This is a genomic window from Halopseudomonas pelagia (assembly GCF_009497895.1).
Taxonomy (GTDB): Bacteria; Pseudomonadota; Gammaproteobacteria; order Pseudomonadales; family Pseudomonadaceae; genus Halopseudomonas; species Halopseudomonas pelagia_A.
Genome location: NZ_CP033116.1, coordinates 2,497,293 through 2,520,546 on the forward strand (window position 1 = coordinate 2,497,293; position 23,254 = coordinate 2,520,546).

19 protein-coding genes and 2 tRNA genes are annotated in these 23,254 nt (G+C 57.9%); 15 read left to right on the forward strand and 6 right to left on the reverse strand.

Annotation, left to right across the window (positions count from 1 at the left end):
• Positions 1-12 precede the first annotated feature (12 nt).
• The 8 genes from hrpA to EAO82_RS11765 all read left to right on the forward strand — a co-directional run bounded on the left by hrpA (position 13) and on the right by EAO82_RS11765 (position 10,585).
• A complete protein-coding gene (hrpA, locus tag EAO82_RS11730) occupies positions 13-3,909 on the forward strand; it encodes an ATP-dependent RNA helicase HrpA (RefSeq protein WP_096345304.1) in 3,897 nt (1,298 codons plus the stop codon).
• On the forward strand, positions 3,888-4,814 hold the full coding sequence (locus tag EAO82_RS11735) for an alpha/beta fold hydrolase (protein WP_096345303.1): 927 nt from the start codon (positions 3,888-3,890) through the stop codon (positions 4,812-4,814). Before hrpA ends, EAO82_RS11735 begins: the two co-directional genes overlap by 22 nt.
• Before the next feature lie 87 nt (positions 4,815-4,901).
• On the forward strand, positions 4,902-6,023 hold the full coding sequence (locus tag EAO82_RS11740; protein WP_096345302.1) for a beta-ketoacyl-ACP synthase III: 1,122 nt from the start codon (positions 4,902-4,904) through the stop codon (positions 6,021-6,023).
• Positions 6,024-6,635: an RNA polymerase sigma factor gene (locus EAO82_RS11745; protein WP_096345301.1), complete on the forward strand. Its 612-nt coding sequence runs from the start codon at positions 6,024-6,026 to the stop codon at positions 6,633-6,635.
• On the forward strand, positions 6,629-6,862 hold the full coding sequence (locus EAO82_RS11750; protein WP_096345300.1) for an anti-sigma factor family protein: 234 nt from the start codon (positions 6,629-6,631) through the stop codon (positions 6,860-6,862). Before EAO82_RS11745 ends, EAO82_RS11750 begins: the two co-directional genes overlap by 7 nt.
• A 347-nt stretch (positions 6,863-7,209) precedes the next feature.
• Positions 7,210-8,250: a porin gene (locus EAO82_RS11755; RefSeq protein ID WP_096345299.1), complete on the forward strand. Its 1,041-nt coding sequence runs from the start codon at positions 7,210-7,212 to the stop codon at positions 8,248-8,250.
• Between the two features lie 155 nt (positions 8,251-8,405).
• Positions 8,406-9,101, forward strand: a complete 696-nt coding sequence (locus tag EAO82_RS11760) for a DUF2057 family protein (protein WP_096345298.1) — start codon at positions 8,406-8,408, stop codon at positions 9,099-9,101.
• A 359-nt stretch (positions 9,102-9,460) separates the two neighbouring features.
• Positions 9,461-10,585, forward strand: a complete 1,125-nt coding sequence (locus tag EAO82_RS11765) for a GNAT family N-acetyltransferase (protein ID WP_096345318.1) — start codon at positions 9,461-9,463, stop codon at positions 10,583-10,585.
• A 24-nt stretch (positions 10,586-10,609) separates the two neighbouring features.
• On the opposite strand, the gene EAO82_RS11770 is transcribed toward EAO82_RS11765, so the two are convergent.
• From EAO82_RS11770 to EAO82_RS11780, 3 genes are read right to left on the reverse strand one after another with little or no spacing between them, the layout of a single operon-like run.
• Positions 10,610-11,176: a peptidylprolyl isomerase gene (locus tag EAO82_RS11770; protein ID WP_096345297.1), complete on the reverse strand. Its 567-nt coding sequence runs from the start codon at positions 11,174-11,176 to the stop codon at positions 10,610-10,612.
• 14 nt (positions 11,177-11,190) lie between these two features.
• Positions 11,191-12,015: an alpha/beta fold hydrolase gene (locus EAO82_RS11775; RefSeq protein ID WP_096345296.1), complete on the reverse strand. Its 825-nt coding sequence runs from the start codon at positions 12,013-12,015 to the stop codon at positions 11,191-11,193.
• Between the two features lie 60 nt (positions 12,016-12,075).
• On the reverse strand, positions 12,076-12,963 hold the full coding sequence (locus EAO82_RS11780; RefSeq protein WP_096345295.1) for a LysR family transcriptional regulator: 888 nt from the start codon (positions 12,961-12,963) through the stop codon (positions 12,076-12,078).
• Between the two features lie 48 nt (positions 12,964-13,011).
• Here EAO82_RS11780 and EAO82_RS11785 point away from each other — a divergent pair, with 48 nt between their 5' ends.
• Positions 13,012-13,353: a hypothetical protein gene (locus EAO82_RS11785; RefSeq protein WP_096345294.1), complete on the forward strand. Its 342-nt coding sequence runs from the start codon at positions 13,012-13,014 to the stop codon at positions 13,351-13,353.
• Between the two features lie 58 nt (positions 13,354-13,411).
• Here EAO82_RS11785 and EAO82_RS11790 read toward each other — a convergent pair whose 3' ends face one another.
• The gene (locus EAO82_RS11790) at positions 13,412-14,401 is read right to left on the reverse strand and encodes an AraC family transcriptional regulator (protein ID WP_096345293.1); all 990 of its coding nucleotides are present in this window, start codon (positions 14,399-14,401) and stop codon (positions 13,412-13,414) included.
• A 152-nt stretch (positions 14,402-14,553) separates the two neighbouring features.
• On the opposite strand from EAO82_RS11790, the gene EAO82_RS11795 reads away from it, so the two are divergent.
• Positions 14,554-15,693, forward strand: a complete 1,140-nt coding sequence (locus EAO82_RS11795; protein WP_096345292.1) for an acyl-CoA dehydrogenase family protein — start codon at positions 14,554-14,556, stop codon at positions 15,691-15,693.
• A gap of 550 nt (positions 15,694-16,243) precedes the next feature.
• Here EAO82_RS11795 and EAO82_RS11800 read toward each other — a convergent pair.
• Together EAO82_RS11800 and EAO82_RS11805 are read right to left on the reverse strand one after the other, a co-directional pair.
• Positions 16,244-16,319: transfer RNA gene (locus EAO82_RS11800), tRNA-Asn, on the reverse strand.
• 81 nt (positions 16,320-16,400) lie between these two features.
• Complete coding sequence (locus EAO82_RS11805) at positions 16,401-17,612, reverse strand: amino acid aminotransferase (RefSeq protein WP_096347855.1); 1,212 nt, start codon at positions 17,610-17,612, stop codon at positions 16,401-16,403.
• Positions 17,613-17,798: 186 nt separating this feature from the next.
• Here EAO82_RS11805 and uvrB point away from each other — a divergent pair, with 186 nt between their 5' ends.
• From uvrB to EAO82_RS11830, 5 genes are all read left to right on the forward strand, one after another.
• Positions 17,799-19,820 (forward strand): excinuclease ABC subunit UvrB, encoded by a 2,022-nt coding sequence (uvrB, locus tag EAO82_RS11810; RefSeq protein WP_096347854.1) that lies wholly within the window; start codon positions 17,799-17,801, stop codon positions 19,818-19,820.
• 625 nt (positions 19,821-20,445) lie between these two features.
• Positions 20,446-20,808 (forward strand): IS66-like element accessory protein TnpA, encoded by a 363-nt coding sequence (tnpA, locus tag EAO82_RS11815; RefSeq protein WP_096347531.1) that lies wholly within the window; start codon positions 20,446-20,448, stop codon positions 20,806-20,808.
• Positions 20,805-21,140 carry an IS66 family insertion sequence element accessory protein TnpB gene (gene tnpB, locus EAO82_RS11820; protein ID WP_096347532.1) on the forward strand — a complete coding sequence of 112 codons (336 nt, stop codon included), beginning with the start codon at positions 20,805-20,807 and terminating at the stop codon, positions 21,138-21,140. Before tnpA ends, tnpB begins: the two co-directional genes overlap by 4 nt.
• A gap of 74 nt (positions 21,141-21,214) precedes the next feature.
• A complete protein-coding gene (gene tnpC / locus EAO82_RS11825) occupies positions 21,215-22,756 on the forward strand; it encodes an IS66 family transposase (protein ID WP_096347533.1) in 1,542 nt (513 codons plus the stop codon).
• A gap of 384 nt (positions 22,757-23,140) precedes the next feature.
• Positions 23,141-23,217, forward strand: a tRNA-Val gene (locus EAO82_RS11830).
• Positions 23,218-23,254: the final 37 nt, after the last annotated feature.

Here is a 23,254-nt window from a genome sequence, read left to right on the forward strand (position 1 = left end):
AGAGCCGAATTGATGACTGATTTGAATTCCCTTGTCGCCCAACTCACCCAGGCCATGGCCGCTGACCGTCCACGCCTGGAACGCCAGCTTGCCAGTCTGGGTAAAAAGCCGGATGCCCAGCGTCTGGCCCAGTGGCAAGAGCGCTTCAGCCGTTCTTGCGCAAGAGTTGAGGCGCGCGGCGCGAGCATTCCGCCGATGCGCTACGACGATCAACTGCCGATTGCCGAGCGCCGCGAGCAGATCAGGGCGGCGATCGCCGAGCATCAGGTAGTGGTGATTGCCGGTGAAACCGGCTCGGGCAAGACCACACAGATTCCGAAAATCTGTCTCGAATTGGGCCGCGGCAGTCATGGCCAGATAGGCCACACGCAGCCGCGGCGTCTGGCCGCGCGCAGTGTCGCCAGTCGTGTTGCAGATGAAATAGGTACACCCCTGGGGGAACTGGTCGGCTTCCAGGTGCGCTTTACCGATCAGAGCAAGGACAGCACGCTGATCAAGTTGATGACCGATGGCATCCTGCTGGCTGAAACCCAGCACGACCGGCTGCTGCAGCGCTACGACACCTTGATTATCGATGAGGCCCACGAGCGCAGCCTGAATATCGATTTTCTGCTGGGTTATCTGAAAACCATCCTGCCGGAGCGCCCGGATCTCAAGATCATCATTACCTCGGCGACCATCGATCTGCAGCGCTTCTCCGAGCATTTTGACAATGCGCCGGTGATTGAGGTTTCAGGTCGTGCCTATCCGGTGGATGTCTGGTACCGGCCGCTCAGCGCGGAGATGGATGAAGAGGGTAATCAGGTCGAGGAAGACCTGAGCATCGAACAGGGTATTCTCGCCGCTCTACAAGAACTGGAAAAGTACGAACGGGCCAACGGCAAGGGCCCAGGTGATGCGTTGATATTCCTGCCGGGTGAGCGGGAGATTCGCGATACCGCCGACTACCTGCGCAAGGCCAATCTGCGCCATACCGAAATACTGCCGTTATATGCGCGTTTGTCGGTGGCCGAGCAGCAGAAAATTTTTGCCTCGCATGCTGGCCGCCGGGTGGTGCTGGCGACCAACGTCGCTGAAACCTCGCTGACGGTGCCGGGCATCGTCTACGTGATTGATCCCGGTGAGGCGCGCATCAGCCGCTACAGTCCGCGTTCGAAAGTGCAGCGTTTGCCGGTGGAGGCGATCTCTCAGGCCAGTGCTAATCAGCGCAAGGGTCGCTGCGGGCGGGTTGCACCGGGTATTTGCGTGCGTTTGTACGCCGAAGAGGACTTCAACGCGCGGCCGGAGTTTACCGACCCGGAAATTCTGCGCACCAACCTGGCGGCGGTGATCCTGCAGATGCTGCATCTGCGGCTGGGCCGGATCGAGGACTTCCCCTTTATCGAGCCGCCGGACGGGCGCTCGATCAGTGATGGTTTCAACCTGCTGCAGGAGCTTGGCGCGGTAGACCGCGAGGGCGTAATTACCGCCAACGGGCGCCAATTGGCGCGGTTGCCGGTCGACCCGCGCATTGGTCGTATGTTGCTCGAAGCCAGTGCGAGCGGCAGTCTGGAAGAGGTATTGATCATTGCTAGTGCGCTGGCCGTGCAAGACCCGCGCGAACGCCCCCTGGAGCGTCAGCAGGCGGCAGACCAGGCCCACGCCCAGTGGAAAGACGAAGGTTCGGATTTTGCCGCTTTCCTGAATCTGTGGCGCGGTTTCGAGGAGCAGCGCCAGGCACTGACGCAGGGGCAATTGCGCAGTTGGTGCCGCCGGCAGTTTCTGAACTTCATGCGTCTGCGCGAATGGCGCGAAACGCACCGGCAACTGGTACTCACTTGCAAGGATCTGGAGCTGGTACGCAATGCGCAACCGGCGTCGGAAGACGCGGTGCATAAAGCCTTGTTATCCGGCCTGCTGAGCCAGGTGGGCAACAATACCGAGGAGGGCGATTATCTCGGTGCACGTCAGCGGCGTTTTATGCTGCATCCGTCTTCGGCGCTGGCGAAAAAACGCCCGAACTGGGTCATGGTTGCCGAGCTGACCGAAACGCGCCGGTTGTATGGCCGGCTAGCGGCGAAGATTGATCCGTTATGGGTCGAGCCGCTGGCGGCGCATCTGGTCAAGACCAGCCACAGTGAACCGCATTGGGAGAAAAAGCGCGGCCAGGTCGTCGCCTTTGAGCAGGTCACACTTTATGGCTTGATCATCGTACCCAAGCGCAAAGTGCATTTCGGTCCGATTGATCCGGTCGCCTCGCGGGAAATCTTTATTCGCCGGGCATTGGTCGGCGGTGAGTGGCATGGCCGCGCGGCGTTCAACAAGGCCAATCTGCAGCTGCTTGCGGAACTCGACGAGCTGGAAGCCAAAGCGCGGCGGCGGGATATCCTGGTGGACGATGAAACGCTCTATACGTTTTTCGACCGTCACGTGCCAGCGAACGTCTATCAGTTGGCCAGCTTCGAACGCTGGCTGAAAAAATCCCAGCATGACCAGCCCAATCTGCTGCACATGACTCGCGAGGATCTGCTCAAGCGCGAAGCGGGCGAGGTCACGGTCGAGCAGTATCCCGATGCCTGGCGCTGGGAGCAGGTGGCATTACCGCTTAGTTACCATTTTGAACCGGGGCATGAGCAGGATGGCGTCAGCATTAAAGTACCTGCCGCACTGTTGCGGCAGATTCCCGCGGAACGGCTCGACTGGCTAGTGCCCGGCTTGATCTTTGATAAATGCGTGGCGCTGGTGCGCGGGCTGCCCAAGTCGCTGCGCCGCAACTTCGTGCCGGTGCCGGATTTTGTCCGTGCGGCATTGGAGCGTATGCCCTTCGGGCAGGGCCACTTGGCGCAGACCCTGGGGCGCGAGTTGAGCCGTATGACCGGCACCCGGTTGGACGATGCCGCCTGGGATGATATCGAGCTGGAGCCGCACCTGCGGATGCGCATTGAGGTGGTGGATGCTGACGGCAAGGTGATTGCCAGCGGCCGCGATCACAGCGCCCTGTGCAGTCAACTGGCCGGCCAGCCCCAGGCACCAGCCAAACCGGTACAGGCTGCTAGCAGCGACCAGGCCAGAGCTCAGCCGCCAGGCGAATATGCCTTGCCGCTCAGCCTGGTACGCAAACAGGCGGGTATTGAAGTGACCTTCTGGCCGGCCTGGGCCGAGCAGGGCGAGGAGGTAGTTGAGCAGCTCTTTGATACCCCGGTGCAGGCTGAACAAGCACATCGCCGCGGCGTACAGCGATTGCTGTTGCAGGCCCAGGGCGAACAGGCGCGTTTCCTGCGACAGAAACTGTCGGCGTTAAAAGAAGCCGCGATCTATTATCGCGAGTGGGGCAATCAACAGCAGTTGACCGAAGACCTGTTGCTTGCCTCCATCGACCGGGTATTTCTGCCGGAAGGCGAGCCGCTGCCGCGCGATCCGCAGGCACTAGCGGATTGTCTGGCCAAAGGCCGCGCGGAATGGGTGCCGACAGCGGAAAGTCTGTCGCGTGAGCTGCTGGCCTTGCTCAAGCAATGGCATGGCGTGCAGAAGCGCCTCAAAGGCAAGATTGACCTGGCCTGGGCCGTGGCGCTGACCGATATTCGCGGTCAGTTGGAGGGGTTGGTATTCAAGCATTTTGTTCGGGATGTACCAGCCCAGTGGCTGAGCCAGTACCCGCGCTATCTGCAAGCTATCGAGCAGCGCTTGGACAAGTTGCCCGGTCAGGTCCAGCGCGACCGCGTCTGGACCGGTGAGATTCAGCAACTGGTGAGCCAGTATCAGGCCCGCGAACAAAAGCACCGTCAGGAAGGCCGGTGGGACGAGCAGTTGCAGCAGTGGCGCTGGTTATTGGAGGAGTACCGGGTATCGCTGTTTGCGCAACAGTTGGGCACCCGCTTCCCCGTATCAGCCAAGCGCCTGGCCAAATTATGGCAGGAGATCGCCGCCTGATGGTCGATATTCTCAGTTCGACCCTGCAGCTGGAAGCGGCCCCTGGCATCGTTCTGCATGTACAACGTTTTCGACCAGAAGGCGGCGGTACACCGATGCTGCTGGTGCACGGGTTGGTAGAGGACGGGCGGATATTCTATTCACAGTCGGGTAAAGGCCTGGCGCCCTGGCTGGCACAACAGGGCTATGACGTCTTTGTGCCGGATCTGCGCGGTCGTGGGCAAAGTACCCCGGCGCTGGAACCCGGTATGCAGATCACCCAGCAGCAGCTGATTACCGAAGACATGCCGGCGCTGTTTGATCTGATTGAACGTGAGTATCCTGGTCAGACGTTTTTCGCTGCCACACATTCATGGGGCGGAATCTGGTTGGCTAGCGCGCTGATTCGTCAGCCGCACTATCTGCCGCGGGTCGCCGGTATGGTGCACTTCGGTTGCAAGCGAGTGATCTACCAGCGCAGCCTGCGCAAACGTATCATGATCGATCTATTGTGGGGCAGGGTGGCCGGACTATTGGGCCGCCTCAAGGGCTTTATTCCGGCGCGTTCACTGGGCGCCGGTTCTGCGGACGAGTCCTGCGCGCTGCACCGTGACAATCTGGCGTGGATGAACGGCGGTGAATGGCGTGATCTGGAGGACGGATTCGACTATGCTTTGTCATTGGACGCTTTGCACTGGCCGCCGGGTCTGTATCTGGCTGGCAAACATGACCTTTATTTGGGCCATGTTGATGACGTGAAAGCCTTCGCCCGGGAACTGGGCAAACATGATGCACAGATTGTATTGCTGGAGAAAGGCACTGGATGCTCCAGAGACTACGGTCATAACGATATGCTGACACACGCAAATGCGCGGGATGACCACTTTCCCCTGGTCCGTTCCTGGCTATTGCAGCACAGCAACTAACTTATTCATGGACAGTCAGCCAATAGCGCGCTGTTCAGGCATTACCTCGATTGGTGATGCATTGCCCATAACAGAAGAGGACCGACCGTGCAGAAAGTCGTGATCAGCGGAACAGGTTTGTACACCCCGAGCAGCAGCATCAGCAACGAAGAGTTGGTTGCCAGCTTCAATGGCTATGTCGAGCAATTCAATAGCCGCAATGCCGCTGCCATTGAGGCAGGGACCGTCACCGCGTTGGCGCCGTCCAGTACCGATTTCATCGAGAAGGCCTCGGGCATCAAGAGCCGCTTCGTGATGAACAAGAGCGGCATTCTAGATATCAACCGCATGAAGCCGGATATCCCAGAGCGCAGCAATGAAGAATGGTCGATCCTCTGCGAGATGGCCGTCAAAGCCGCTACTGACGCCCTGGCTCGCGCTGGCCGTACTGCCGCGGATATAGATGGAGTGATCGTTGCCTGCTCCAATCTGCAGCGCGCCTACCCGGCGATTGCAGTAGAGGTGCAGGAAGCATTGGGCATTGAAGGCTTCGGCTTCGATATGAATGTTGCCTGCTCGTCGGCGACCTTCGGTATTCAGGTCGCCGCCAATTCGGTGCAGCTCGGCCAGGCCCGCGCTATTTTGATGGTCAACCCGGAAATCTGTACCGGCCACATGAACTTCTGTGACCGCGATAGTCACTTTATCTTCGGTGACGCCTGCACAGCGGTGATCGTTGAACGCGCCGATCAGGCCGTGTCCGATTGCCAGTTCGACATCCTCGGCACCAAGCTGCTGACCAAGTTCTCCAACAACATCCGCAACAACTTCGGCTTCCTCAACCGCGCCGACGATAGCGGTGTGGGCAAGGATGACAAGCTTTTTGTTCAGCAAGGCCGCAAGGTGTTCAAGGATGTATGCCCGATGGTGGCAGAACTGATCGGCGAGCATCTACAGGAATTCAATTTGCCGGTGAGCGATATCCGCCGGTTCTGGTTGCACCAGGCCAACCTGAACATGAATATGCTGATCGCCCGCAAGCTGCTGGGCCGTGACCCGGAGGCGCATGAGGCACCCGTGGTGCTGGATGAGTACGCCAACACCAGTTCGGCCGGCTCGATCATCGCCTTCCACAAGCACCAGGATGATCTACCCAGCGGCAGCCATGGGGTCATCTGCTCCTTTGGCGCGGGTTACTCCATTGGCAGCGTGATCGTGCGCAAGCATTAAATGAAAGAGCTGGATGACGAGGCGTTGGTGGCGCTGCTGCTCAAGGGCGACCAGCCTGCTTTTCGTCATCTGGTCTATCGCTATCAAGGCGCGATGCGCGCAGTTGCTGTGGCGATTGTCGGTAGCTCACTGGCCGATGAAGTGGTGCAGGACAGCTGGTTGGCCGTGGTCAGGCACCTGCACAGTTTTGCTGGCCGGTCCACGCTGAAAACCTGGTTGATTACCGTTACAGCCAACACCGCGAAAACCCGGTTGAAGCAGCAGCGGCGGCAGGTGCAGCTGGATGACCGGAGCGGGCCGCACGGCTCTGTAGACGCTGACCGTTTCCTGGCCGACGGCCATTGGCGCGATGCTCCAGCGTCCTGGCACAGCGACTCACCCGAGGAGCTGCTGTGCGAACAGCAATTGGCTGAATGCCTGGAACATACCCTTGCGTCCCTGTCTGAATTGCAACGTAGCGTGCTAGTGCTGCGGGAGCGTCAGGGTATTGAGTTGGCCGACATCTGTAATCTTCTGGATATTTCACTCTCCAATGCTCGTGTGTTATTGCACCGTGCCCGCTTGAGCGTGTTCGCTACCCTTGAACACTACGAGGTGACCGGAGAATGTTGAGTTGCAAAGACCTGGTGATGCATTCCAGCGATCTGCTTGATGGCCAATTAAGCTTTCGGCGGCAGCTGGCTGTGCGAGCGCATCTGGCTATTTGCTGGAAATGCCGCCGCTTTATTGGTCAATTGCGTATGGCTCAGCAGGTCATACGTGCGCTGCCTGAAGATCCCATACCTAACGTGGATACACTCGCGCAGAACCTGGCGGAGCTGCAACGGGGCGGCCGTTGAAACCCGTGAAAAGGTGGTAGGCTTGCCAATGATGGAGCGGACTGTCTCGATATTGTCTTCCAGTTGTCATGGCCCTGACACACCGCTGGCACACCATGGCATCTGATTCATTCGGCTGCTGCCGCCTGTTTCACTTTGTGCACTGCTCCTTAAGCCCCACTTCGGTGGGGTTTTTTTTAATCCCCTTGATTCGTCCTGTATTGCCTGGAGCGTTAAAAGTTCCTTGGAAATTTAAAACTTCATCTGACAGTAACCGTTTGGTCATCTGGGATTTCCATAATCGCTCCAGTCGAAACAACGACGTCACGTCACCTGAGCTGGCGTTTAAAAAACCTAGGAGATTACTGATGAATAAGAAGCTGCTTGCGATTGTTGTTGGGGCTGCTGCCGCCATGCCGATGATGGCCATGGCCGATGTGAACGTCTACGGTCGTGCACACGTGTCCGTTGACTTTCTGGACGATGGCGCTGATTACTCCGAGACCAACCTTTCCAGCAACTCTTCGCGCCTGGGCTTCAAGGGCGATCATGAGATCAACCCGAACCTGACCGCTTTCTTTCAAATTGAACAGCAAATCGATTTCGGCACCGATAACGGCAGTTCTTTTAACACTCGTGACACTTTCGTCGGTCTTGGTGGCAACTTTGGTGCCGTGCGCATGGGTCGTTTCGACAGCCCATTCAAGGCAGCACGTGGCCCAGCCAATCTGTTCGGTGACCAGGTCGGTGATATGCGTAACCTGACTCGTGTTGGTAATGCCCGTTTCGACGAGCGTTATGACAACACAGTCGAGTACACCACTCCTGACTTCAGCGGTTTCACTGGTAAGTTGGGCTACTCGGTGCATGAAACTACCGTGAACGAGCAGGATGTCGACACCGACACCATCAGCACCTCCTTGAACTATGCCGGTTCACTTGTCGAAGCCGCTATCGCTTATGAGCAGGCTGAAGAAGATACCGGTCGTGGCGAGCGTGAAGGTGTACGTCTGGCCGGCGCTTACAAGATCACCGACGCAATCAAGGCTGTAGCCTTCTATCAGACAGTTGATTACAAAAACGACGCTGTTACTGAAGAAGTGCGTGATCAACTGACTGCCGATACTTTGGGTCTGGGTGCTGAGTTCAAAGTCGCTTCCAATACTGCCCTCAAAGGAATGTGGATGACTCGCGAATCAGATGCGGATAACTTCGACAGCGACATGTGGGTTGTTGGCGTAGAGCACAAGCTGGACAAAGCCGTACGCGTTTATGCCAACTACGCGCTGGTTGATAACGAAGATAATGCTGCTCTGACTCCTTGGGGCCAGGCTCGTACTGCCAGCCCAGACGGCACTGCTGGTGAAGAAGCCACAGGTTTGTCAGTAGGTCTGCGCTACGATTTCTGATCTAGCGGTAGCGTTGTAATACAAAAGGGTTGTGCCGAGAGGCACAACCCTTTTGTCATCTTACTGACATCTTACCGTCTTATTATCGCCTTCAACCGCTCTGCGGAAGCTTGTCCCTTTCTTAATTCTATTTGCAGCTATATCAAGGAGTTGTCATGCGAAGTCTGTTCGTTGTCGCTGTTGCCTGTATGCTCGCCGCCTGTGCCCAGCGAGAGCCGGTGAAACTCTATTCCGGTGCCGAGCAATCGACCGGGCAGATTGTCGTCGTGGAGATGCCCTACACCCTGGAAGTGTTGAACATCAATGGTCAGCCAGTTCCTGCGGCCAATAGCATGACCGGTAATCGTGACCGCAAGCTGCACCTGCAACCCGGCCAGTATCGTATCAATGCTTATTACGAAGATGTCTACGACATTGGCGGCGGCTTGAGCCATGAAGTGGTGCGCACGCGCAGTGCGACCTTCATGATTGACGGCAAGGCGGGCGACGTCTGGACGCTGGGCTTTGATGCGCCGGAAAACCTGGCTGAGGCACAGGCAATGGAAGACAACTTTGCTGGTTGGGCGCAGAACACGCGGACAGGTCAGCGCAATCCCACTGAGCCGGGCCCTGCCTATGTTTCCCTGGTAGGCCAGTTGATGGGTGGTGGCAACTCACCGACTTATTCCGAAGAGGTCAAGCCGCTGGGCGCTCAAGTAGCTGCGACGCCAGCGCCTATGGCTCCATCACAGGCACCAGCTGCGCAGCAGACCCTGCCGCATTCTGACGCTACTCTGACGACCCTTCAGCAACTGTGGTTGCTGCTCAGCCCAGAGAGCCGCAAGGCGTTTTTGCAGTGGGCCGAAGAGTAAAGCCCGCATCAGAGTTGAAAACCCTGCCTTGGCGGGGTTTTTTTATGGGTGTTTGTTGGGGCGGAAAGTCAGAATGGATTCCCGCCTTCGCGGGAATGACGGTGGAAGTACGAGAATGACGGGGGCAGTGCGGGAATGGCGGTGGCTGTGCGGGAATGGCGGTGGAAGCACGGGAATGACAGAGGTGGAGCGGAATGACAGGGGGAACGACTGAGCGGATGAGGGCGATAAGACGTACGGGGCTGACGGAGGGGCGGGATTGAGGGAGTGAGTCGCAACGGAAATTATAAGTGGCAAAACGGTCTGCTGATGAGCGTACATTGCTGCGAAGATCCGGCGCGGTGTGGCATGCTGTGCTGATGAAAATACGCCAACTCGCCGCCATTGAAGAGGTCTCCGCTGAACAGTGGGATGGCCTGTTGACTAACGACTATCCGTTTATCCGCCATGCTTTCCTGGCCGCACTGGAAGCCAGTGGCTCGGTGGGTGTGGAACAAGGTTGGGAGCCAGCACATTTGCTGGTCGTTAACGCCGATAACAGCCTGCAGGCGGCTTTGCCGCTGTACCGCAAGATGCACTCCTACGGCGAATACGTGTTCGACTTTCAGTGGGCGCAGGCTTGGGAGCGGGCAGGGCAGGACTACTATCCCAAGCTGCTCGCCGCCATTCCCTACTCTCCGGTTCAAGGCCCGCGTCTGTTGGCTCGCTGCGAAACCAGCCGCGATCTGCTGCTGGAATACATCGATGACAATCTGTTGCAAAAGCAGTCATCGGGTGCGCACTTGCTGTTCAATCTCGGTGAAGAAAATATCAGCTTGCAAGCTGCCGGCTGGGTTCAGCGACTGGGTTGCCAGTTTCACTGGTTCAACCGCGGTTATCAGCACTTTGACGATTTTCTCGGTGCGTGCAATTCACGCAAGCGCAAAAATTTCCGCAAGGAACGGCAAGCTGTGGAAGCGCAGGGCATCAGCTTTCAATGGTTGTCTGGCGCGCAGCTGACGGCGCAGGTGTGGGACAGGTTCTATCCGTTCTATGCCGCCACTTACCTCAAACGCGGCCAACATCCCTACCTGACTCCGGCGTTCTTCCGAATGCTGGGCGACTCCATGCCCGATGCCATCCGCCTGGTCTTCGCCCGGCATGATGACCGCGATGTAGCAGGTGCATTTTTTCTGGCGGATAGTAACGCATTGTACGGACGCTACTGGGGCTGTCTGGAGGAATATGACCGGTTGCACTTCGAAACCTGTTTCTATCAGGGCATGGAGCGGTGCATTGTCGAAGGCCTGGCACGCTTCGATGCCGGTGCGCAGGGCGAGCACAAACTAATACGGGGTTTCGAGCCGGTGCTGACGCAATCCTGGCACAAACTGCAGGAGCCTCTGCACGCAGCGGTGGCGGATTTTCTGGTGCGTGAGCGAGAGGGTGTGCAGGCTTATCATCTGGAAGCGCGGGGCTATCTGCCCTATCGGCAAGCCGAGTAGGGCAGATCCGCCGCTGCAGCAGGATTACTCTTCGGAAGCTTCTACGCGCTTGGCGCTGATGATGGTGACAGGGCTACTGGGAACGTTCTGGTGCATGCCCTGGGTGCTGGTGGGTACCTTGGCAATGGTCTCTACTACGTGTTGGCCATCGACCACTTCACCGAAAACCGCATAACCGAAATCACGACCGCCATGGTTGAGGAAGTCATTGCTGCCCAGGTTGATAAAGAATTGGCTGGTGGCACTGTCCACTACCTGAGTGCGAGCCATGGCCAACGTATAGCGCTTGTTCAGCAGGCCATTATCCGCCTCGTTCTTGATCGGCTGGCCCACATCACGCTGGCGCATGTCAGGGGTGAATCCACCGCCTTGAATCATGAAACCGGGAATAACTCGATGGAAGATCAGCCCGTCATAATGGCCCGCGTTAGCGTAGCGCAGGAAGTTCTCAACGCTGATCGGCGCCTTCTCGGCATAGAGTTCAATCAGCATGTCGCCATGACTGGTTTCCAGCATGACGCGCGGATTTTCCGCCGCAGCAGTGGTAGCAAACATCAACAGGGCACAGGCGCCAATCAGGCGTTTCAACATTGTTATTCTCCGTTTTAGAGGGGCTGGTTCATAGCGTTTTGAGTGGGTGCAGCAGACCCTGATTGCCGTAAAAAGTCCAGCAGCAGGGCGTTAAAATTGTCGGCCTGGTCGATCGGCGTGCCGTGACGGGAGTCCTCAATGACCTCAAGCCGTGCATCGCCAAGCCGGCTGACATACTCACGCTTGCTTTCGACCGGGGTGTAGTCCTGGTCGCCGCTGATCACCAGCACCGGGCAATTGATGCGGTCGAGACGGTCACTCACGCCCCAGCCAATAATCGCACGCAGGGATGCCAGGTAAGCACTCCGGTCATTCTCGTTCCAGCGGCTTTCAAATGTTTCACGAATGGTTGCGTGCTCGGGCTTGGGGAACAGCAGCTTGGCCAACCCGCGAGCGGTTACCGATAACGGCAACACATGGGCAAAGAACAAACGTTTGGCGACCATCACGTATTCAGCCGGTTTACGCGGAATCACTTCAGGCGCGCTGTTGACGATGGTCAGGCTAGCGGGCAATTCCGGGCGCTGGGTGGCCAATTGGAAAGCAATCATGCCGCCCATGGAGATGCCGACGATATGCGGCTTTTCCAGGTTCAATTTCTCGATAAAGGCGATGCAGTCGTCGGCGAAGCCTTTGATTGAATATCCGCCTTTGGGCTTGTCGCTCTGGCCGTGGCCGCGCATATCCAGGCAGATCACCCGATATTGCGGCAGCAGGCTGGGCAACTGATATTCCCAGTCACGGGTGCTGGAGCCCAGACCATGAATCAACAGCACCACTTCACCGTCGCCCTGATCCGTGTAAAACAGGCTACAGCCATTAATCTTCGCGTGCGGCATGGTCCGGTCCTGTGTGGAGAGATGCAGAGCTTCTATTCTAGCCAGCATCCCGGGCAGATGTCAGTTTGTCATCGAATGTTCAATCAACAGGTCGGCGAGAATGCGCGTGGCCGGCCCCAGCGGTTTGTCCTTGTTGGCGTACAGATACATGTAATGCGAGCGATGCGTGCCTTGTTGCAGCGCGAGGGGAAGCAGTTGTCCCTGTTGCAGCGGGCGCTCTATAGCATGGTGCGGCAGCCAGGCGAAACCCAGGCCGCTGGCGACCAGGCTGGCGGCGGTGCTGATGCTCGTCACTGTCCAGCGTTGCTCGGCGCCGAGCCAGCCGGCGTCAATCGGGTGATGCCCTGAGTCGCGGATAACCACTTGCAGTTGGGTTTGCAGGTCATCATGAGTCAACTGTCGTTGTAACTGATGCAGGGCATGCTCAGGGTGAGCCACAGCGATGAATTCGACCTGGTTGATCTGGTGCGGCAGATAGCCTGCGATGCTCATGCCGGAGATCGCCAGGTCAGCAGAGTCATCCAGCAGACAATCCTCCACGCCGGACAATACCTCCTCGCGAAGCTGCACCCGGCAGCCCTGGCTGAGCGGCATAAAGGCTTTTAGCGCGGTAGCCAGGCGATCAGTGGGGAAGGCTGCATCCACTACCAGGCGAACCTCGGGCTCCCAGCCTTGATCCATATTGATGGCGAGCATTTCCAATTGGCTGGCCTGTTTCACCAGCGTACGCGAGCGCCTGAGCAAAACCTCGCCTGCTTCAGTCAGCACTGCCTTGCGACCCTCAATGACCAGCAGGGGCACGTCGAGCTGCTCCTGCATCTTGGCCACGGTGTAACTGACCGACGATTGCGACCGGTGCATGGCTTCCGCCGCCTGGGCAAAGCCGCCGTGATCGACCACGGCCTGCAGGGTGCGCCATTGCTCCAAAGTAACCCGGGGAGCTTTCATCGTGGATATCTCTGGCGTACTCTGAACGTCAATTGAACGGGAGCTGTCATGATGAAATTCTTGTCCATGCTGATATTGATGATGTTGTCGATGCCGTTGTTTGCGCAGAGCATTACGGCCGTTAACAAGCCCTTTCCTATTGAAGTGGAGCTTGAAGGTGAGGCTTTGGGCATTCGTGCGTCCAGCGGGCAGATCAGCAACATCGCCACGGTTACGCTCAGCAACAGCGGTGACCAGACCGTGTTGTGTGAAGCCACCTTCGTCAACGGCCCTGAGCGCCCTTACGTCAACCGCGCCAGGCTTAATCCGGGTGAGGAAACGGTGGTGACTCAAGCGTTCAGCCGTGAAATCGTCCGGGTGCGTGTGTCGGTCGCCTGCTCTGCGCAATAGTAGTATTCATTTGCTCGATAGATAAAGGGCTAATACCGGGTTTCTTTATCGATTCTGTTCAGCGGTATTCGCCTGGCGTCAGCCCCGTCCATTTTTTGAACGCTCGATGGAAAGCCGAAGGTTCGGAGAAACCGAGCAGGGCGGCGATGTCCTGGATGGGCAGATCCTGGCGCGTCAGATGATAGATCGCGATATCTCGCCGCAAATGATCCTTTAGCTCCTGCCATGAGGTACCTTCCTCGCGCAGGTGCCGGCGTAACGTCGGCGGACTCATATTCAGCTGAGCGGCTATGGCTTCCATGTCCGGCATGTCAGCGCCGACCCGCTTACCGATCAATTGTCGCAAACGGCTCGACAGGCTGTTACCAAAGTCGCGCCGCGACAGCAGGTCAGCCGGTGAATGGGCCAGAAAGCGCTTCAGCGTTCGCTCATCCTGAATCAGTGGCATCTGTAGGTAGCTGGTGCGCATGGCGACTGCGGTCACTGGCTGAGCGAACTCCAAGGGGCAACCAAAGATCAGTTCGTATTCCCGGTAGTGTGTGGGGGCAGGGTAGTCGAAACAGGCGGTTTCCAGCGGAATCCGTTTGCCGATCAACCAGCTCCCCAGCCGATGCCAGATCACCAGCAATGACTCGGTCAGAAAATGGTCAGGGTCGTCCATCATGCTGGTGTCGATTTCCAACCAGCTCAACCCACCCTCCTGGCGCAACTGCACACGAGGTGCGTCGGCGAACAGTCCATAAAACAACATGCCGCGTTGCAGTGCCTTTTCCAGCGTCGGGCAGTGAATCAGGGAATGGCACATCATTGCGAAGGTGCCGGGCTTGCTGGCGCTGCGGCCCAGTCCCATATATTCGTCGTTCAGCGTCTGCCAGGTGAGCTGCACCAGTCGCGCGTACTGCTCAGGGTCGACTCGCGCACGCGGCTGGCTGAGCAACTCCGGGTTAATTCCGGCCGCGTGCAACAAAGCGTGGCCATCGTGCTTGTGGCGTTCTGCACCGCGCAGTACTGCCTGCACAAAATGGATGGCGACCGACCTGTTGTTCATGAAAGCAGCCTTTCTGGTAGATGCTAGCGAGTTAGCCACAGCGATCCCGCCCCCGCAACCCGGCGAAATGGTCAATTGTGGTGAGCGTTCGGGTCATTGAGGCCAGGCGACTGCCGACCTACTCTGAGGTATAACCATAAGGAGTCAGCCCCATGCAGCGCATCCATTTTGATACCGAGCACAATCTGTTTCGCGAGTCCTTTCGCACTTTTCTGCAGAAAGAGGTGGTGCCGCATCAGGAGCGTTGGGAAGAAGCGGGTATGGTGGATCGCGAGGTGTGGACCAAGGCCGGGGAAATGGGATTTTTGCTGCCCTGGGCGAATGAGGCATACGGCGGGCTGGGGCTGAAGGACTTTCGCTATGAACAGATCATGAGCGAGGAGCTGGCCTACATTAACGAGCCGGGCTTCATGTTGCCTCTGCACTCGGCGCTCTGCGGGCCCTACATCACCGAGTACGGCAATGAAGAGCAGAAACAGCGTTTTCTGCCGGCGATTATTCGCGGCGAGTGCATTCTAGCTGTAGCGATGACCGAGCCTGGCGCGGGCTCTGACCTGGCTGGCATGCGCACCAGCGCGGTGGATAAGGGCGATCATTATCTGCTCAACGGCTCGAAAACCTATATCTCCAACGGCCTGCTCAGCGATCTGGTGATAGTCGCGGCCAAGACCGATCCGGAGAACAAACATGCGATGGGGCTGTTTCTGGTTGAGCGGGGCATGCCGGGCTTTGAGCGGGGGCGCAAACTGAAGAAGCTCGGTATGCACAGCCAGGATACCGCCGAGCTGTTCTTCAACGACGTCAAAGTGCCCAAGGCCAATCTGTTGGGTGAGGGCAACGCGGGATTCATCTATCTGATGCAGATGCTCGCCCAGGAACGTCTGACCAATGCCTGCGGTGCGGTGGCTGGAGCCGAAGCTGCCTTTCAGGCGACGATGGAATATGTGAAAGAGCGCAAGGCCTTTGGTCGCGCGGTGGCTGATTTTCAGAATACCCGCTTCAAACTGGCCGAGATGCGCACCCAGATTGACGTCGCGCAGGTATTTGTCGACCGCTGCGTGATGGACCATAACGAGAAAAAGCTCACCGCCGAAGTGGCTGCCGAGGCCAAGTTGTTTACTACCGAGTTGTTGGGGCGAGTGGTGGACGAGGGTGTGCAGCTGCATGGCGGCGCGGGGTATATGTGGGAATACCCAATCTGCCGCATGTACGCCAACGCGCGGATTCAGCGCATCTTTGCCGGTACGTCGGAGATCATGAAGGAGATTATCAGTCGGGGGTTGAAGTTGTAGGGTAGAGCGCTTGCATGCTTGCGGCTGAACTTTAATCCATGTGCCTGGCCGACTATTCCCCGGCGATGTGCTGGTGGGATAGTCACCGCATTACGCGTGACTCCGCTTGGATTCCCGCCTGCGCGGGAATGACGAGGTTTGTGGGGTAGGGCAGCAGCCAACCACCTACTAACCAACACACTCCGTCGTCATCCTCGCGAATGCGGGGATCCAAGCGGTGTGTCGGGTGGCAAGGTGCTGCCGGGATAGCCACAGGGTTAGACGTAACTCCGCTTGGATTCCCGCCTGCGCGGGAATGACGAGGTTTGTGGGGTAGGGCAGCAGCCAACCACCTACTAACCAACACACCCCGTCGTCATCCTCGCGAATGCGGGGATCCAAGCGGTGTGTCGGGTGGCAAGGTGCTGCCGGGATAGCCACAGGGTTAGACGTAACTCCGCTTGGATTCCCGCCTGCGCGGGAATGACGGTGGGAGAGAACCGCTTGAGGGGATGAGCAGAAAAAACAGACACAAAAAAGCCCGTGCATCAGCACAGGCTTTTTCAAATAGTGGCTCCGCGACCAGGACTCGAACCTGGGACCCAATGATTAACAGTCATTTGCTCTACCAACTGAGCTATCGCGGATCGGACGCTGCGCACTTTATCAAAAATATGATCCAAGTCAACGTCTTGGGGCACCTTTTTATCAAAGTGCGCAGCTTCATATCAGCCCTTGGTAGTAAGCAATACCTGCGCCATTGCATTGGCCACGTGGTCAATATTGCCGTGATTCAGCGCCGCTACGCAGATGCGCCCACTCCCCACCGCGTAAATCCCGAAATCCTCAGCCAAGGTCGCAACCTGTAGTTGCGTCAACCCGGAATAGGAGAACATCCCGCGTTGGTGCTGGATAAAGTCCACGTCGCTGGCCACGCCAGCGGCCTTGAGCTTTTCTACCAGGGCCTGGCGCATCAGGCGGATGCGGTCGCGCATCTCAGCCAGTTCCTCCTCCCAAAGCTCATACAGCGCAGGATCGGTCAGCACCTTGGCGACCACCTTGGCGCCGTGGGTCGGCGGGTTGGAGTAGTTGGTGCGGATCACCCGTTTAAGCTGCGACATGACCATCGCGCTTTCTACCTTGCTCTCAGTCACCAGGGTCAGGGCGCCTACGCGCTCGCCGTACAGCGAAAAGGATTTGGAGAACGAGCTGGCGATGAACATCGGCAGACCGGACTCGGCGAACAGGCGCACGGCAATGGCATCGTCCTGCAGGTTGTCGCCAAAGCCCTGATAGGCGATATCCAGGAAGGGCACATGTTTGCGACGCTGCACTACGTCGATAACCCGCGTCCAGTCGGCGAAGGACAGGTCGGCGCCGGTCGGGTTGTGGCAGCAGGCGTGAAGCAGCACCACGCTGCCCTCGGGCAGGGCTTCAATACCTTGCAGCATGCCTTCCAGATCCACCCCATGGGTGGTCGGGTTGTAATAGGGGTAGTTCACCACCTCAAAGCCGGCGGCCTCGAACAGCGCGCGGTGGTTTTCCCAGCTTGGATCGCTGATCGCGACCAGGCGCTTGTCGAGCAGGCGATAAAGGAAATCCGCACCCAGCTTCAACGCGCCGGTGCCGCCCAAGGCTTGCGCGGTAATCAGTTTGCCGGATTGCAGCAGCGGCGAATCGGTGCCGAACAGCAGCGTCTGCACAGCCTGGTCATAAGGCGCCAGACCTTCCATCGGCAGGTAGGCCCGTGCGGCGTGCTCAGCGACGCGCGCTTCTTCAGCAGCCTGCACGGCGCGCAACAAGGGCACCTTGCCGTTTTCATCGTAATACACCCCGACACCCAGGTTGACCTTGTCAGCACGGGTATCGGCATTGAAGGCTTCGTTCAGGCCAAGAATCGGGTCGCGTGGAGCCATTTCAATAGGGGAGAACAGAGTCATGGTATCGGCAAACTCAAAGCAGGTGGGTGGGGTAGAACCGGCGGCCATTATAAACAGACAAGCCCTTGTGTGCGAGTGCGGCGGCGAGTGCAGTATGGTGAAACCCTTTACCGATCAAGGGTGTCAGAAGGAGGGCGCACGCAGTGATATAGTAGTCACCGATTTTCAGCCCGGAAGCCCGTATTCATGAGCCAATTCAAGCTACAAACCCGTTTTCAGCCCGCCGGCGACCAGCCCACGGCCATCGCGCAGCTGGTGGAAGGCCTGGAAGCAGGGCTGTCGCACCAGACGTTGCTCGGGGTAACCGGCTCCGGCAAGACCTTTACCATTGCCAATGTGATCCAGCAGGTGCAGCGCCCGGCGATCATCATGGCGCCGAACAAGACCTTGGCCGCGCAGTTGTACGGCGAGTTTCGCGAGTTCTTCCCGAATAACTCGGTTGAATACTTCGTTTCCTATTACGACTATTACCAGCCCGAGGCCTATGTGCCGTCCTCGGACACCTTTATCGAAAAGGACGCGTCGATCAACGACCATATTGAGCAGATGCGTCTGTCCGCGACCAAGGCCCTGCTTGAGCGGCCCGATGCGATTATCGTTGCTACGGTGTCAGCTATTTATGGCTTGGGTGATCCGGCTTCTTATTTGCGCATGGTGTTGCATGTCGATCGCGGGGATCAGCTCGATCAGCGCTCGCTGCTGCGCCGTCTCGCCGAGCTGCAGTACACGCGCAACGATATGGAGTTATCCCGGGCCAATTATCGCGTGCGTGGGGATGTCATCGACATCTTCCCGGCGGAATCCGATCTGGAAGCGATTCGTATCGAATTGTTCGACGACGTGGTCGAAACCATCAGCTATTTTGATCCGCTGACGGGTGAAGTATTACGTAAGGTTCCGCGCGTAACTATCTATCCTAAATCACATTATGTTACGCCTAGGGAAAAGCTGCTGGACGCGGTTGAGCTGATCAAGGTCGAGCTGGCGGAGCGCCTCGAGATACTCAAAAGCCAGAACAAGCTAGTGGAAGCTCAGCGTCTGGAGCAACGCACGCGCTTCGATATGGAGATGATCCTCGAGCTGGGTTACTGCAACGGCATCGAAAACTATTCCCGCTACCTGTCCGGCCGCGGACATGGTCAGGCGCCGCCAACGCTGTTCGATTATCTGCCGAAGAATGCGTTGCTGATCATCGATGAGTCCCACGTCTCCGTGCCCCAGGTCGGCGCCATGTACAAGGGCGACCGCTCGCGCAAGGAAACCTTGGTGGAGTACGGCTTCCGTCTGCCGTCGGCGCTTGACAACCGCCCAATGCGTTTCGATGAGTGGGAACTGATCTCGCCGCAGGCGATTTTCGTATCCGCCACGCCGGGCCCTTATGAGGCAGAGCACGCCGGGCGCACGGTGGAGCAGGTGGTGCGGCCCACCGGTCTGGTCGATCCATTGATTGAAGTGCGGCCGGCGACCAGTCAGGTGGATGACTTGTTATCAGAAATCGCCTTGCGCGCGGCCAAGGAAGAGCGGGTGTTGGTTACCACCCTGACCAAGCGCATGGCTGAAGACCTCACCGATTACCTGTCTGATCATGGCGTGCGGGTGCGTTATCTGCACTCGGACATCGATACGGTTGAGCGGGTAGAGATTATTCGTGACCTGCGAATTGGCGCTTTTGATGTGCTGGTTGGCATTAACTTGTTGCGCGAAGGTCTTGATATGCCGGAGGTTTCTCTTGTGGCTATTCTGGATGCGGACAAGGAAGGCTTCCTGCGTTCCGAGCGTTCATTGATCCAAACCATCGGCCGTGCGGCGCGTAACCTCAACGGCAAGGCGATCCTCTATGCCGACCGGATGACCGGCTCGATGGAGCGTGCGATTGGCGAAACCGAGCGGCGCCGTGAGAAGCAGATCGCCTTTAACCTTGAACACAATATTACGCCTATCGGAATTACCAAAAGCGTTCAGGACATCATGGAAGGCGCCGTGGTGCCGGGTAGCAACAGCCGTTCTAACAAACGCAAGAAGCTCAAGGCCGCCGAGGATGCCGCGGAGTACAGCGCAGCGCAGCTCCGCTCACCCTCGGAGATCACCAAACGCATCAAGCAGCTGGAAGAGAAGATGTATCACCATGCGCGCGATCTGGAGTTTGAGGCTGCTGCAGGTATGCGGGACGAGATTCAGAAGCTGCGTAATCAACTGCTTAAGGTGTAAGTCTTAGGCACCGCTTGGATCCCCGCCTTCGCGGGGATGACGGGGAGTGGTGTGGCTAGGCCGAAGCCAAAGCTGGGCAATACACCGATCACCCTCCAAGACCCCGTCATTCCCGCGTACTCGGGAAATTCATTTTGACCTTTGCCGCCAGCACAAATGCTCCTCGCCTGACCCCGACAGTGGATCCCCGCGTTCGCGAGGATGACGAGCGTGGGGGCTGGCAGCGGGGAGTTTGGGCCAATGCGCCGAGCCGCGCACCACACCCCGTCATTCCCGCGCATGCGGGAATCCATTTTGACCTTTGCAGCTAGCACGGATGCTCCGCGCCTGACCCCGAAAATGGATCCCCGCGATCGCGAGGATGACGAATTGGGGGCGGACTATGGGAGGTTGGGGCCAATACTCCGAGCCGCCCTCAACCCCCGTCATTCCCGCGCACGCGGGAATCCATTTTGACTTTTTTGGCTCATACAGATGCTCCGCGCTCAACCCCGACAATGGATCCCCGCGTTCGCGAGGATGACGGAGTGGGGGCGTACGATGGTAACCGTCCGGTAATCACATCTTGAGGCTGACAACGGTACGGTCAGGATAGTGTCCACTTATTCTTTAGTGGACACTTGTCATGAACACATCAAGCGTAGTCAAGCCCGCACCGAAGCGTCGCCGCTTCACGTCAGACTTCAAAGCCTCTATCGTTGCTGCTTGCCTGGAACCCGGGGTCTCCGTATCGCGCATTGCACTGGATAACCGTCTGAACGCCAACATGGTCCGCCGTTGGATCAGAGAGTCACAGCGCAGCGATACTCGTTATTCAACACCTTCATTTGTGCCGGTAAAGCTACCAGCACCTGCCTTGTCATCCGAGACCCGCCCGCATAGTGCTATCCGTATCGAAATACCCCACACTGGCGGCGCCGTTGTCGTTGAGTGGCCTACTGAGCAGGCACACCAATGCGCAGCCTTACTGCGTGATCTGCTGCGATGATCCGTATCGACGAAATCTGGTTGGCAACCGAGCCGCTGGATATGCGTGCCGGCCCGGATAAAGCCCTAGCACGCGTTATTGCTGTCTTCGGGGCGGCCAGACCGCACTGTGCTTATCTGTTTGCCAACAACCGCGGTAATCGGATGAAGGTCCTGGTGCATGATGGTCTGGGTATCTGGTTGTGTGCCCGACGTCTGAACCGGGGCAAGTTTCACTGGGCCGACACCTGGCGCGGTGACCGGGTAAACCTGACCAATGAACAGCTCATGGCACTGGCTCAAGGACTGCCTTGGCAGCGTATCGGTGACGCCGGCATCATCTCGGTACTTTAAGCATAGCCTGCTGCCAAGCGCCATAACCCGAAGGGTGTATGCACAGCCAGCTGCGGGTTGGGCATACTACCTCCATGACCCAGCAGCCCGACCTCAATCAGCTATCTGCCGAACAACTCCGCACTCTGGCGGCCGAGTTGATGGCCTCTCTGGCGGCTAAGGATCGGGCGCTGACGCACAGTACTGCGCTGAATGACAAACTGACTCACGAACTCGCGATCCTCAAGCGCCACAAGTATGCCCGGCGCAGTGAACAGTTCTCTGTGATGCAAGGCTTATTGCTGGACGAGCTGGTCGACAGCGACCTGGCTGCTATCGAGGTCGAGCTGGAACAGGCAAAGGCAACTACCGAACCAGCGCCCAAAGCCAAGCAGCAACCCAAGCGCGGAGCCTTACCGACGGAGCTGCCACGCACCTTGATCCGCCACGAGCCCGACAATACCCAATGTCGCTGTGGCTGCCAGCTCACGCGTATCGGCGAAGACATCAGTGAGAAACTGGACTATGTACCGGGCGTGTTCAGTGTCGAGCGGCATATCCGTGGCAAGTGGGCCTGCACCAAGTGCGAAACCCTGATCCAGGCGCCCGTTCCTGCGCAGGTTATCGATAAGGGCATCCCGACCGCTGGCCTGCTGGCTCAGGTACTGGTCGCCAAGTATGCCGATCATCTACCGCTGTACCGTCAGGAACGTATCTTCGGTCGAGCAGGCCTGGAAATCGCACGCTCTACCTTGGCCGAATGGGTCGGTACCTGCGGCGTTCAGTTGCAGCCGCTGGTGGATGCGCTACGGCATGAACTACTCCAGCATCCGGTGCTGCATGCTGATGAAACACCGGTCAGCATGTTGGCCCCAGGCAAGAAGAAAACCCATAAGGCCTACGTCTGGGCTTACTGCACGACACCCTTCGCCGAACTGAAAGCCACTGTCTATGACTTCGCTCCAAGTCGCGCGGGTGAACATGCCCGCAACTTCCTCGATGACTGGCAAGGAAAATTGGTGTGCGATGACTACGCGGGCTATAAAGCCGGGTTCGGTAAGGGCATCGTGGAAATCGGCTGCATGGCGCATGCACGCCGCAAGTTCTATGACTTACACCAGGCTAACCAGAGCACCTTGGCTGCACAGGCACTTGAGTATATCGGTAAGCTCTACGAAATTGAGCGAAACACCAAGGACGAGCCACCCGATAGACGACAGGCGATCAGGGCCGCCAGAGCCCGGCCACTGGCGGATGCCTTGCATCACTGGATGATTGCACAACGGACCAAAGTGCCGGACGGTTCGGGTACGGCACGAGCACTGGATTACAGCCTGAAACGCTGGGCTGCGCTGACGCGCTACCTGGACGATGGCCGTGTGCCTATCGACAACAACCGAGTGGAAAACCAGATCCGACCCTGGGCGCTGGGACGTTCGAACTGGTTGTTCGCCGGCTCGCTGCGCAGTGGTCGGCGCGCCGCCGCGGTGATGAGCCTGATCCAATCAGCCAAGCTGAATGGTCATGACCCGTATGCGTATCTGAAGGATGTGCTGACCAGGCTACCAACACAGCGAGCGAGCCAGATTAGTCAGTTACTGCCGCATCAGTGGGAACCATCAAAAGCGGGTCAGTAATCGCCGCGGTGTATCACCCAAAACGGCTACCCCGTAATAGTCTCGCACTGATTTATAAGCGTGCAGAGGGTGATACAAGAAAAGCGTTCAGCATGTGATACAGCGACCCGTTAAGAGGGTGATACAGGCGCGCAAGGTGACTTCGCCGGACGCTTACGTACGATGGGAGGCTAGGGGTAATACACCGAGCCGCCCCTAATACCCCGTCATTCCCGCGCAGGCGGGAATCCAAGCGGAGTACGCCTTAACACCAGCCTTGTCGTTAAACCGAGTCCCGTTTGCCCAGCCACACATCAATCCGCGCAAATAAACGATTTATCCGCTTTTATCAGTAGCTTATGCTTGACAAGGTCCGGCGCCGTGCGTAAAGTTCGCGGCCATTGCAGGCACGTAGCTCAGTTGGTTAGAGCACCACCTTGACATGGTGGGGGTCGTTGGTTCGAATCCAATCGTGCCTACCAAATTGAAAGCCCGGTCCTTGTGACCGGGCTTTTCTTT